The sequence below is a fragment of the Haloarcula sp. K1 genome (assembly GCF_001647155.1).
Taxonomy (GTDB): Archaea; Halobacteriota; Halobacteria; order Halobacteriales; family Haloarculaceae; genus Haloarcula; species Haloarcula hispanica.
Window position 1 is genome coordinate 39,250 of the sequence record NZ_LRHL01000021.1, and the last position, 12,098, is coordinate 51,347.

Consider the following 12,098-nt stretch of genomic DNA (forward strand, 5'->3'; position numbering starts at 1 on the left):
GGGTCGGCTTACTCCGCGAGGATGTGTGCCGGCAGGTCGTCACGGATGATCGTATCGCAGTACTCACAGCGGACGCCGTCGTCGCCGACGGCGAAGCGCGAGTCGACGGGTTCGGCTTCGGTCGTGATGCAGTTGTGGTTCGGGCATTCGAGGACGCCCTCGACGACCGACGGCCGCTCGACGCGGCGCTTCTCGACGACATCGTAGTCACGGATGATGTTGATCGTCGCCGCGGGGGCGATGAGCGAGAGCACGTCGACCTCGTCCTGGGAGAGTTCGCGGCCCTCGACTTTGACGACATCTTTGTGCCCCAGACGGTCGGAAGGCATGTTCATCGCGACGGAGACGGAGTCACCGCTGGTCCCGTCGATACCCAAGATCGCGAGGACGTTCAGCGCCTGGCCGCCCGCGATGTGGTCGATGACGGTGCCGTTCTGGATCTTCGAGACGCGGAGTTGCTGGTCGTTGTCGCTCATTGGTCGCCTCCGAGCATCAGGTCGAGCAGCGCCATCCGTACGGGGACGCCGTTGTGGGCCTGTTGGAAGTACTGTGCGTGGGTGGTCTCGTCGACGTCGTGGGCGATCTCGTCGACGCGCGGGAGCGGGTGCATCACGGTCAGGTCGTCCTTGGCCGCGTCCAGCGTGTCGGCGTCGATCTGGTACTGGCCGGCGACTTCGCGATACTCGCTCTCGTCGGGGAACCGCTCGGCCTGAATGCGTGTCACGTAGAGCACGTCCAGGTCAGGGAGAATCTCGTCGAGGTCGGTGTGCTCGCGGACCTCCGCGCCGGCCTCGTGGAGGTCGTAGCGGACCGAGCGGGGGAGCTGGAGCGATTCGGGACTGATGAAGTGCTGTCGGGCGTCGACGGTCGTGAGTGCGTGGGCCAGCGAGTGGACCGTTCGTCCGTACTTCAGGTCGCCCATGATGCCGATAGTCAGGTCCTCAAAGCCCGCGTTCTCACGGATCGTGTAGAGGTCGAGTAGCGTCTGTGTCGGGTGCTGACCGGCCCCGTCGCCGGCGTTGACGAGCGGCACGTCGACGAACTCGCTCGCCATCTTCGCGGAGCCCTCCATGGGGTGCCGGAGCACGAGCGCGTCGGTGTACCCCTCGACGACGCGGACGGTATCTGCCAGTGACTCGCCTTTCTTCACGCTGGAGGACTCGACGGAGCCCATGTCGACGATGTCGCCGCCGAGGCGTTTCATCGCCGTTGTGAAGCTCATCTTCGTCCGGGTGCTCGGCTCGAAAAAGAGGAGGCCAAGCAGCGTGTCGCTGTGCCGGTCCGCGAACGCTCCCGGGTCAGCCGCGATGTCGGCCGCGTGGTCGAGCACCGTCTCGATGTCGCCCCGCGAGAGCTGTTTCGCGCTGATGATGTGGTCGTGCCGCATTTCACTCGATACCGCGCTCCGGACGGTCTTGAATCCCCCGACACGGGAATTGAACGGTCACTTACATCGTCAGGTTCGGCTTCGGGAGCATCGGCACTGGCTTCGAAAACGGGGTCTGAAAGATCCTAGCGGCCGAAATAGAAGGACAGGAAACTAGTCAGGGATTGCTCTGCCAGACGTCGACGCGGGGCTCGGTGTATGCCTTGCCGACGATGTCGGGGAGACCGTCGCCATCGAGGTCGACGACCTTCGCTTCGTGGGTGGGGATACCGGTTCCCAGTTCTTTCTGCTCGAAGTTCCCCGCCCCGTCGTTGTGGAACACGAACTGTCGCGGTTCGTGTCCGTCCTCTAGCCCCATTTCCGCGACGAAGATGTCGGGATTGCCGTCGCCGTCGAAGTCCGCTACGTCGAGGCTGTGCGGGTTCGAGAGGTCGTCGTGCAGCAGCGTCAGGTCCCACTCTGGCGGGTCAAACACGCCCAGCCTGGCCGGGCGGTCGTCGAGATACGGTTCGTCGCCCTCGACGAGAATTATTTCCAGGTCCCCATCGCCGTCGACGTCCTCGATAGCGACGCGGGTACACTGCCAGTTCTCGGCGATAGACTCCCGGTCCCATCCGTCGGCCGTCCGATGGAAGACGTTGGGGCCGGCGACGATTTCGACCTCGCCATCGCCGTCGACGTCCTCGACAGCGACGCCCTCGACGTCGATATCCTCGGCGACAACGTGTCGGTTCGCCACCGGCCACGGTTCACGCGTCGGGTCCTCAGGGATATCGTAGTAGAACACCGTTTCGGACTCCTGAGACAGCCCGACGACCTCGTTCTGTCCGTCGCCGTCCACGTCCGCCACGGCGGTGTCGTGATACTTCTCGAAGTCGTCGGTGATGAGCCGGCGCGTCCACTGCTTTCGCGGGTCGTCCGGTATTTCGAACCACCACAGCTTGTGCTGGTGAATGTTCTGGCCGGCGACCATGTCCGGGCGGCCGTTCCCCGTTATATCGCCAAGCGAGCCACCGACGGAGAGTTCGGGTGCGCTGGCGACATCGTGGCGCTCCCAGCCGGGGTTTTCGTACCAGAACACGTTCGTCTGGAGCCAGCGGGCCAGCGGCCCCATGCCGAACACGGACAGCAAGTCGACTGACGTATCGACCAGCGGGAACTGGACCTCGTGCTCGTCGCCGAGCGCCCCGACGATGACGTCCGGTCGGCCGTTCCCAGTGAGGTCGGTCGTGAGACAGAAGCTCATCGTGCTCGCCGGCGGCGAGGCTTCGATGCGCTCGTGATGTAGATTCATGTCCCAGCCGTTCGGGTGTATCGCTATTGTTATGGCTGGGCTAACATCGACCGATAGCGAGTGGCTCGGGCGGGGTACGAATGCTGTATCGCTGAAGGGCCGTGTTCGGTTTACTACCCATGTCCCCAGTAGTGGTGTCCCAGTTATTGTTACACACCAGTTATCAAGACCCATGCAGGCCAGGCTCGAACGGGTCGACTGTCGGGACCATCGCCACCGAAAGCGTAGACTTGCTACGGCCAGGGGAGTGCAGGATATAACGACCGATTAAAAGTAGGCAACGGCCAACCGACGTAAGCCAGTCCCTTCGGCCCAGTTCGGTTGTCAATGTTCTCGACTCCAACACAAGGGTTCAAAACCGATAGGCGGACCATCCGCAGTATGCTCGCAATCGCTGGCGGCAAGGGTGGCTGTGGCAAAACGACCATCGCCCTCGGAGTCGGTCAGGCACTGGGGACGCCGACCAGACGGTCGCTAGTCGTGGACACCGACCGCGACATGCCGAACCTCCACCGCCGCGCTGGCGTCGATCCGACGCCCGGAATCGCTGATATCACGGTCTCGGCTGAGCCGACCACGGTTGCCAAGCGCGCCACGGCCGTCGAGAACGTCGACGTACTCCCCTGTCAGGACGCAACCGAAGCCGCTGTCGACAATGCCATCGGCACACTGCCCCAACGTGATCGCCCGGTGGTACTCGACTGTCCGGCTGGCGCTGGCCCGGACGCCGCCCGGCCACTGCGGGCGGCTGACAGGACGGTGCTCGTGAGCGCACCAACCCGCCAGAGCCTCACCGATACAGCCAAAACCGCGGCGATGGCCCGTGCGCTCGATGCACCGCCCGTGCTCACGGTCCTCGTCGGCAGCGACGGGTCCGTAGACCCATCCCGACTGCTGTCCTGCCCAGAGACGGTTCACGTTCCGTCGGTGTCGAAGCCGCTGGAATCGGACCGGGCAGCGGCAAAATACGTCGAGATAGCGAACGTTCTCGCCAAGCGGAATACTTAATCTCGTGGCTAAATAACTTATCAGTGGTATGGCCAACCGGCTGCGAACGGGCATCGATGTCCTCGACAGAAAGCTCGATGGTGGCATCCCTGCGGGGAGTATCGTCGTGCTCTCTGCCCAGCCGGCTAGCCAGGCGGAGCTGTTCCTCTATGAACTCACCGCCACGCGCGGAACGCTGTGGCTGTCGCTCGACCGGACCGCCGAGTCGGTCATCGCGAGCATCGAGCAGACGCCGGCCAACACCGGGGACCCGACGGTGCGGCACATCTCCGGCGAAGCACCCCTCGACAACGCCGGCAAGCTCGTCTCGGCGCTGCCGGAGACCTCGAACCTCATCGTCGACCCGCTCGATGTGCTGGAAGCCCAGGAGCCACACTCGCGCTTTCGCGCGTTCATGAACGACTTGCAGAACCACATCGTCAACACCGGGAGCCTCGCTATCGTCCACTGTCTCGATGGCCGTGACGTGCCACCGCTTCGGGATACGACCGAGCACTTCGCGGACGTGGTGTTCCAGCTCAACACCACGACGACCGGTGACGAGGTGGAAAACCGCCTCGCGATTCCGAAGTTCCGCGGCGGGCGCGCCCCCACCGACATCATCAAACTCAATCTCGTCGAAGAGGTCAGCATCGACACCAGCCGCGACATCGCCTGAGACGGATTCTATTCGCGGCCGGGCTGTAGTTCTCTGTCCGTCGAGCCGAACTCCGTACCCACGAGTATCAACAGGAACAGTCCGAGACCGACGCCGACGCCGGCTGCCAGTCCAAGCCCGGCGCTGCCAGTCAGCACAACCGTGCCGACACCGAAGGCGATTCCGGGCGGGAGCGCGAGCAGTAGCGGGTACATCAGCGATACTCGCATGGGTAGTGATGACGTGTCGTGGATATAACCGTTCTCCCGTCTGTGCCGTCAGAAAGTGGCAGTCGCTACCGCTCGGAACCGCAAAAGCGCTCGCTGGCGCTTATCACTCGAGAATCGCTCGGCGTGCTCGCGGCGCAGTTACTCTTCGGCGCCCTCGATCTCTTCGACGATCTCTTCGGCGTCCACGTCAGCGTCTTCCAGCGCGTCTTCGATGTCAGCGCCGCCGGCACCGCCCATGCCACCCATCATGCCGGGCATGCCCATGCCGCCGCCACCGATTTCCTCCTGCACGATGATGCGGTCGATGTCGAGCAGCTGGGTGAGCTGCTGGGCGATCTGCTGTTTGCCCATCATCCACTGCTGGTTCATCGTCAGCTGCGGCGTCGCCTCGATGTAGAGCGTCTCCTTCTCGACTTCGACGGTTTCGTACTCGGGCTCGTCCGAGGTGTCTTCCGACTCCTCGCTGTCCTCGTCTTCGTCGTCTTCGCTTTCGACGAGCTGTTCTTCCTCGACGGTGTCGGTCTCGAACCACACGTCGAGCTCCATGTCGAGCATCATCTGGATGATGCCCTGGGCCTTCTCCTCGCGGTCCGTGACCTCTTCGAGGATTTCGTAGTCGTACTCGACGTCCTCGCCGGCCAGCGGGTGGTTGAAGTCCACTCGCGCGCGGCCGCCGATGATGGTCTCGATGTGGCCGTGCTCGCCCTCGATGTCGACGTGCGCACCGGGGTAGCGGTCGTCCTCCGGAATCTTGTCCTTCGAGACCGTCCGGACCTCTTCCTCGTCGTACTCGCCGAAAGCGTCGGCGGCCGCAACGGTCACGTTGCCCTCGTCGCCGACCTCCTTCCCGTAGATGTCCTGCTCGACGTCCGGGAAGATGTGGTTCTCGCCCAGCACGATGGTTCGCGGGCCGAACTCCTGCTGTTCGGTGTCGATGCCGTCGTCCTCGGCGACTTCCTCGTCAGTCGTGTCGACAAGCTGGCCGCCGTCGACGGTGCGGGCGGTGTAGGCGAGCTTGACGACATCACCTTTCTGGAGTCCCTCCGCTTGCTCTTCTTCGTCTGCGGTTTCCTCATCGACTTCAGTCTCAGACTCGTTGCTCATACCCTGTTCGTCAGTCGTGGCACTCTTAAGGACAACGTTTCCCGGTCAGTAGCAGTCGAGCAACTTCGGAAGTGGCCGACTAGTACTCGCTTTCAGCCAACAGTCGGTCGAACTTCTCGCGGTCGATGTTCCGCCCTGAAACGGGGAGGACAACCGTCTCACCCCGTACTTCGTCACCAGCCTGGAGCGCTGCAGCGACAGCCGTCGCGCAGGCCCCCTCCATGACGATGCGGTCCGTCTCGAACAGGCGTGCCACGGCGTCCGCGATGGCGTCCTCAGATACGAGACGGAAATCCGAGAGCCCCTTCTGGAGTATGCCGGTCGGGAGTGCGAACGGCACCCGGGTCGCGACGCCCTCAGCGATGGTGTCGACGCTGTCGAGGGCCTCCAACGTCTCCTCCTGCCAAGCGCGGTACACCGCGGGCGCGCCCGCGGCCTGCACACCGACGACAGCGGCGTCGGTCATCGCCCCGAGCGTGATGCAGTACCCGGCCGCGGCGGTGCCGCCGCCGACGGGACAGAACACGCGGTCGACATCGGGCCGTTCGTCGAGGATTTCGAGGCCTGCCGTGCCGACGCCGGCGAGCAACTTCGGTTCGTTGCCGGAGTGGACGTAACGCGCCTCGCGCTGGGTCGCAAGCTCCTCGATGTGTTCGCGGGCCTCGTCGTAGTCCTCGCCATACTGGATGACCTCCGCGCCGAGTTGCTCCAGCGCGTCGACCTTTCCGGCGTTGGCTTCCTCCGGGACGCCGATAGTGACGGGCACGTCGAACTCGCGGCCTGCCCAGGCGATAGACTGGCCGTGGTTCCCCGTGCTCGCGGCGAGTAGCCCGGCGTCGTGGAACTCCTCGTCGAGGGACGCGACGAGGTTCACCCCGCCGCGGACTTTGAACGCGCCGGTCGGAAGTGTGTCCTCACGCTTGAGCAGGACATCCGCGTCGAGGGCTTCGGAGAGGGCTTCGCTGCGGACTAGGGGCGTCTCCGGGAGGTGTTGTCGGATGCGTTGCCGGGCGCGCGCGACCGTTGCAACTGTCGGCGGCGTCAGGTCGTGATACGGAAAGAGGGTCGTTTCGTCCGGGGAATCGATCGGTTCGTAGCGACCGGCCATACTACTACCCGAGAGAGCGGACACAGTAAATGGCGCGGTCGACGGGAGCGTTTTTCAGCGACCCGGTCCAGCCCCACAGTATGTACGAAGTCGAGGTGAAAGTGCCAGCGGACATCGAGGCTGTCGCGGAGCGACTCGACGAACTCGGGGCCGAGCAGGTCGACACGGTGATACAGACGGACACGTACTACGACGCCCCCCATCGGGATTTCGCCGAGACGGACGAGGCGTTCCGGGTCCGTCGCGAGACCAGAAAGGGGGAGACGAACGCGAAAGTCACCTACAAGGGGCCGCTCCTCGAAGCGGAGTCGAAGAGCCGAGAGGAATTCGAAACAGGCGTCGAAGACGGCGACGACATCGACGCTATCGTCCAGCACCTCGGCTTCGAGCCCGCGGCGACCGTCCGGAAGAACCGCCGGGTGTACGAGGTCCGAGAATACGACGTCACGCTCGACGCTGTCGACGACGTCGGCGAGTTCGTCGAAGTCGAACGGGAGACCGACGGCGACATCGAACCCGTGCGAGAGGGGGCCTACGAGGTGCTTCAGGACCTCAGTCTGGACCCCAGTGACCAGCAGCGGACCTCCTATCTCGGTATGCTACTTAGCGATGCGAACGAGTAATCATTCCGCTATTATCTGTTCCCGTAAGTTATAGAACCCGGCCAGACGAAGTCGAGGCAATGACCGAGCGGAACATCCACGTCCAACCTGCAAGCGGGCTCGCCGTCGAAGATCAGGACATCGAAGTCGTAGAGCGCAAGGGTATCGGCCATCCGGACTCCATCTGCGACGGCATCGCGGAGACAGTGTCGCGTGCGCTGGCACAGACGTACATCGACCGGTTCGGCACAGTCTTGCACTACAACACCGACGAGACACAACTCGTCGCCGGCACTGCCGCCCCCGCGTACGGCGGCGGCGAAGTGCTTGAGCCGATCTACATTCTGGTCGTCGGCCGAGCGACGAAGAAGTTCGACGGCGAGCGCATCCCGGCCGAGAGTATTGCCCTCCAGGCCGCACGCGACTACCTCGACGAGCAGTTCCCCCACCTCGACCTCGGTTCCGACGTCATCGTCGACGTCCAGTTCGGCGAAGGGTCGGGCGACCTCCAGACCGTGTTCGGCGAGGAAGCAGCAATTCCGATGGCGAACGATACCAGCTACGGCGTCGGCCATGCTCCCCTGACAGAGACTGAGAAGATCGTTCTCAACACCGAGGAGACATTGACCGGCGAGTACGCCGAGTCCAACCCGGTCGTCGGCCAGGACGTGAAGGTAATGGGCAAGCGCGAGGGCGATCACATCGACGTGACCGTGGCCGTTGCGATGGTCGACGAACACGTTCCGGACCTCGACGCGTACAAAGCCGCTGTTTCGGACGTTCAAGCGTTCGTCACCGACCTCGCCGAGGAGTACACCGACCGGGACGTAACGGTTCACGTCAACACGGCTGACGACTACGACGCCGAGTCGATCTATCTCACGACGACCGGCACCAGCGCCGAGCAGGGCGATGACGGCTCCGTTGGCCGCGGGAACCGCGCGAACGGCCTCATCACGCCCAACCGCCCGATGAGCATGGAAGCGACGTCCGGGAAGAACCCCGTCAACCACATCGGGAAGATATACAATCTCCTCTCGACGGAGATCGCACAGTCCGTCGCGAGCGAGGTCGACGGCATCCGACAGGTTCAGATGCGCCTGCTCTCACAGATCGGATCACCGATCGACGAACCCCACGTCGCTGACGCGACGGTTATCACTGAGGACGGTGTCGCAGTCGGCGACGTCGAAGCGGACATCCAGGCCACAATCGACGACGAACTCGCCGACGTGACCGATATCACGCGACAGGTCATCGACGGCAACCTCTCGACGTTCTGAGGCGGCGAGGCGACACCCCTTTACTCGCCGGTAGTCAACTCGCGGGCATGCATCCACCGGACGCCGATAGCGTGCTCGTCCGCCACGGCGAACTCGGCGTCAAGAGCGATCAGGTCCGCCGGAAGATGGAGGGGCAACTGGCGGACAACCTCCGAGCGATGCTCGACGCGCGCGGCTTGTCAGGAGACATCGAACAGCGCCGGAACCGGCTGTTCGTCCACACTGACCACCCGGAGGGCGTGACCGCAGCCGCGGCCGACACGTTCGGCGTCACCTCCGCCTCGGCGGTCACGACCGTCGATCCGACGTTGTCTGCAATCAAAACGGCACTGGCCGCGACCGCACGAGAACAGCACGACGGCGGCGCTTTCGCCGTCAACGCCCGCCGGGCGGGACCAGCAGAGGCACACCCCTTTTCGAGTACAGACATCGAGTCCGACGGTGGCACCGCCGTCTGGGAGGCAATCGAAAGACTGGGCGGCGAGCCTGCTGTCGACCTCGACAACCCCGATTTCGAGCTGTTCGTCGAGTGCCGGACTGACGAGGCCTACGTCTTCTGTGAGAAACGTGCGGGACCCGGTGGCCTCCCGCTCGGGACCCAGCGCCCCGTCGTCGCCCTCGTCAGCGGCGGCATCGACTCGCCCGTCGCCGCCTGGCAGGTGATGAAACGCGGCGCACCCGTGATCCCCGTTTACGTCGACCTCGGTGACTACGGCGGCCCCGACCACCGGGCGCGAGCCGTTTCGACTGTCGAGACGCTCGCTTCGTATGCACCTGGACACGACCTGTCGCTGTCCGTAATCGACGCCGGTGACGTCGTCACCGACATCTCTCAAAACCTCGGGGCGCTCCGAATGCTCGTGCTCCGCCGGTTCATGCTCGCGGCCGCCGACGCTATCGGGCAGGACCGGGACGCCGTCGGCATCGTCACCGGCGAAGCTATCGGGCAGAAATCCAGCCAGACGAGCGCGAACATCGCGGTCACGGACGCCGCGACTACGCTCCCGGTGCACCGACCGAACCTCACCGTCGACAAGTCCGAGATAACCAATCACGCGCGGACAATCGGGACCTTCGAGGACTCGACAATCGACACCGGTTGCAACCGCGTCGCCCCATCGCATCCGGAAACCAATGCATCGCTCGAAGCAGTTCGGACAGCCGAACCAGACGACCTGTTCGAGCGTGCCGAGGCCTGTGCCCGGGACCGCGTCATCGTCCCCATCGAAAGCTAAATTTCCGGGGCGGGCCAGGGTTGAGCCATGACGCAGGTCTGTCTCGTCGGGAGCGAGGACGTGAATCTCCGGTACGAACTCCTCTCTCGCGAGACCGCACGGAACGCACTCGCCACCTACGACCTGCAGGAACCGTTCGCGAATACCGTCGCCGTCGACACCGTGAGTCTCGGGGCGGCGGTGGCGCTTCTCAACGACTTGAACTGGTATCTCGTCCGCTTCGCTGACGCCGCGTTCGTTCGTGATCCATCGATCAGCGAAACGGAGTGGCTCTCCCGGGATCTCGCCGCGGCGATCCGGGACGACGACGTTGCGCCCGAAGATACCGGTCGCTTTCTCAAGGTGTACGGTATTGTCGAACCGGACGTGACCGGCGAATCTAATGCCGAAGGCTCGTCGGAAGGAGAGTCGGAGCCAACGCCGGACACACAGGCGATGGAGACCGAGCGCCCACCCGAACTTGTCGAGCCGATGCTCCTGACACGGACTGGAGACACGATTCCCGAGTACGACCTTCGAGACGTGGACGACACGCTCATCGTCAGGGTGACCGAATCGGAGTTCGGGGCCTGACTCGGGCCACACCGCGCGCGCAGAACAGACCGGGCTCAGTCGAACATCCCGGTCGACATATACCGCTCCCCGCTGTCCCAGTAGACTGTGACCACGAGCGGGTCGTCGACGCCGTCTGCGACGAGTTGTTCGGCTACCTCTCGCGCGGCGAGGTTCGACGCGCCCGAGGACTGGCCGACGAGGATGCCCTCCTCGTGGGCGAGTCGACGGCACTCGTCTTCAGCATCCGGGAGTTCGACCGTCAGCACGTCGTCCAACAGGTCGGTATCGAGGTTGTCGCTGACAAACCCCGGCCCCATCCCCTGGAAGCTGTCCTCGCCAGTGCCCGGTTCCATACCCGAAAGGACAGCGTTGTCCGCCGGCTCGACCGCGACGATATCCATCTCGGGGAACGCCTCACGCAGTCGACGGCCGGTCCCGGTGAGCGTCCCGCCGGTACCGACACCCGCCACCAGCGCGTCGACGGTCCGGTCACCCACCTGTTCGAGTATCTCCTCACCCGTCGTCTCGTAGTGTGCCTTCGGGTTCGCCGGGTTCTCGAACTGCCGCAACTGGACGTAGTCGTCGCGCTCGCACAGTTCATCCGCGCGCTCTTTCGCGTCGGAGATGTCACCCTCGACCAGTTCGATCTCCGCGCCGTAGGCCTTCATTATCTGGCGGCGCTCCGGTGACTTCGAGGACGGCATCACCAGCACCACGTCGTAGCCTTTGGTCGCGCCAACCATCGCCATTCCGATGCCAGTGTTGCCACTCGTCGGTTCGACCAGCGTATCACCCGGTTCGAGCGTGCCGTTTCGCTCGGCGTCGTCGATCATGTACTTCGCCGGCCGGTCCTTCGCGGACCCGCCCGGGTTGAACGACTCGATCTTCGCTGCAACGGTTGCCCCCTCCGGCGCGCGAACCGAGACCAGTGGGGACCCGATTGTATCGAGAATAGAGTCTTTCATCGCCGCCGGCTACGCGCGCCCGACTTAAACGCCTACTGAAGGTCCCAAACAGTTCGTGGACTCACGACACGCGGCAGCGCTTTCCGGCGTCGACACCCTCTCACGTAAACAGATTTATGTCGTCGACCGGCAGCACCGAGTAATCGACTGACAGCGTGTCTTTCGTGGCTCGGACTTTGCCGACGAACGCGGAAATGTCCTCTAGCTGTCCCTCCAACACGAATAGTTCCATACAGTACCGGTCGCCGACGTGGCTGTGGAAGTTCGACGCGACGATAGACTCGTGGTCGTGCCGGAGGTGCATCATTTTCTCCTCGACGGTCGTCGTCTCGTAATCGAACAGCACTGTGACGATGGCCATCAGTTCGCGGTCCTCCAGCCGCTTGTCCTCGAACTCCCCCATCAGATTCCGGACCGCTTCCCGAACGACCTCGCTGCGACCCGTGTATCCGTGTTCGTCGGCGAACGTGTCGATTCGCTCCTCCAGTTCGTCCGGCATCGAGATACTAACAACGCCCATGTATTAACTCGGCGCCGTTGGAGTATTAATAGTTCATATCTGCCCGCATAGACTGGAATCACTCTGGATAGCGCTGCCGCTAGCTCGTATCTTGTAAACGACGAACGACTGGCTTGGTGAGCTGACAGCTCTCGGTTTGTACAAATACAGAAAGCCCACTCGGGAGAGAT

At 63.7% G+C, this 12,098-nt stretch carries 14 protein-coding genes; 6 read left to right on the top strand and 8 right to left on the bottom strand.

The genetic code is table 11. From position 1 onward, the window contains the following. Window positions 1-8: 8 nt before the first annotated feature. The 3 genes from pyrI to AV929_RS07480 all read right to left on the bottom strand — a co-directional run bounded on the left by pyrI (window position 9) and on the right by AV929_RS07480 (window position 2,681). Window positions 9-476 (bottom strand): aspartate carbamoyltransferase regulatory subunit, encoded by a 468-nt coding sequence (gene pyrI, locus AV929_RS07470; protein WP_008308747.1) that lies wholly within the window; start codon window positions 474-476, stop codon window positions 9-11. Continuing rightward, on the bottom strand, window positions 473-1,387 hold the full coding sequence (gene pyrB / locus AV929_RS07475) for an aspartate carbamoyltransferase (protein ID WP_064287897.1): 915 nt from the start codon (window positions 1,385-1,387) through the stop codon (window positions 473-475). Before pyrB ends, pyrI begins: the two co-directional genes overlap by 4 nt. 157 nt (window positions 1,388-1,544) lie before the next feature. Further along, a complete protein-coding gene (locus AV929_RS07480) occupies window positions 1,545-2,681 on the bottom strand; it encodes a VCBS repeat-containing protein (protein WP_230458868.1) in 1,137 nt (378 codons plus the stop codon). A gap of 381 nt (window positions 2,682-3,062) precedes the next feature. Here AV929_RS07480 and AV929_RS07485 point away from each other — a divergent pair, with 381 nt between their 5' ends. Then, window positions 3,063-3,689, top strand: coding sequence for an AAA family ATPase (locus tag AV929_RS07485; RefSeq protein WP_014040619.1), 627 nt, complete (start codon window positions 3,063-3,065; stop codon window positions 3,687-3,689). Window positions 3,690-3,717: 28 nt separating this feature from the next. Beyond that, entirely contained in the window at window positions 3,718-4,347 is a 630-nt protein-coding gene (locus AV929_RS07490) for a transcriptional regulator (RefSeq protein ID WP_004515458.1), read from the top strand. An 8-nt stretch (window positions 4,348-4,355) separates the two neighbouring features. Here the strand turns inward: AV929_RS07490 and AV929_RS07495 are convergent, their stop codons facing one another. From AV929_RS07495 to AV929_RS07505, 3 genes are all read right to left on the bottom strand, one after another. Further along, entirely contained in the window at window positions 4,356-4,556 is a 201-nt protein-coding gene (locus AV929_RS07495) for a hypothetical protein (protein ID WP_008308737.1), read from the bottom strand. 138 nt (window positions 4,557-4,694) lie between these two features. After that, window positions 4,695-5,660 carry a peptidylprolyl isomerase gene (locus tag AV929_RS07500; RefSeq protein WP_014040620.1) on the bottom strand — a complete coding sequence of 322 codons (966 nt, stop codon included), beginning with the start codon at window positions 5,658-5,660 and terminating at the stop codon, window positions 4,695-4,697. 79 nt (window positions 5,661-5,739) lie between these two features. Further along, window positions 5,740-6,768 carry a threonine/serine dehydratase gene (locus AV929_RS07505; RefSeq protein ID WP_050038210.1) on the bottom strand — a complete coding sequence of 343 codons (1,029 nt, stop codon included), beginning with the start codon at window positions 6,766-6,768 and terminating at the stop codon, window positions 5,740-5,742. A gap of 80 nt (window positions 6,769-6,848) precedes the next feature. Here AV929_RS07505 and cyaB point away from each other — a divergent pair, with 80 nt between their 5' ends. From cyaB to AV929_RS07525, 4 genes are read left to right on the top strand one after another with little or no spacing between them, the layout of a single operon-like run. Next, window positions 6,849-7,391: a class IV adenylate cyclase gene (cyaB, locus tag AV929_RS07510; RefSeq protein WP_008308731.1), complete on the top strand. Its 543-nt coding sequence runs from the start codon at window positions 6,849-6,851 to the stop codon at window positions 7,389-7,391. A 59-nt stretch (window positions 7,392-7,450) separates the two neighbouring features. Then, on the top strand, window positions 7,451-8,653 hold the full coding sequence (locus AV929_RS07515) for a methionine adenosyltransferase (RefSeq protein WP_014040623.1): 1,203 nt from the start codon (window positions 7,451-7,453) through the stop codon (window positions 8,651-8,653). Window positions 8,654-8,700: 47 nt separating this feature from the next. Next, entirely contained in the window at window positions 8,701-9,888 is a 1,188-nt protein-coding gene (locus tag AV929_RS07520; RefSeq protein WP_064287898.1) for a tRNA sulfurtransferase, read from the top strand. Window positions 9,889-9,915: 27 nt separating this feature from the next. Continuing rightward, the gene (locus AV929_RS07525) at window positions 9,916-10,461 is read left to right on the top strand and encodes a DUF5804 family protein (RefSeq protein WP_014040625.1); all 546 of its coding nucleotides are present in this window, start codon (window positions 9,916-9,918) and stop codon (window positions 10,459-10,461) included. 35 nt (window positions 10,462-10,496) lie between these two features. Here the strand turns inward: AV929_RS07525 and AV929_RS07530 are convergent, their stop codons facing one another. Beyond that, complete coding sequence (locus AV929_RS07530; RefSeq protein ID WP_014040626.1) at window positions 10,497-11,408, bottom strand: PLP-dependent cysteine synthase family protein; 912 nt, start codon at window positions 11,406-11,408, stop codon at window positions 10,497-10,499. A gap of 100 nt (window positions 11,409-11,508) precedes the next feature. Continuing rightward, the gene (locus AV929_RS07535; RefSeq protein ID WP_014040627.1) at window positions 11,509-11,928 is read right to left on the bottom strand and encodes a CopG family ribbon-helix-helix protein; all 420 of its coding nucleotides are present in this window, start codon (window positions 11,926-11,928) and stop codon (window positions 11,509-11,511) included. Window positions 11,929-12,098 lie beyond the last annotated feature (170 nt).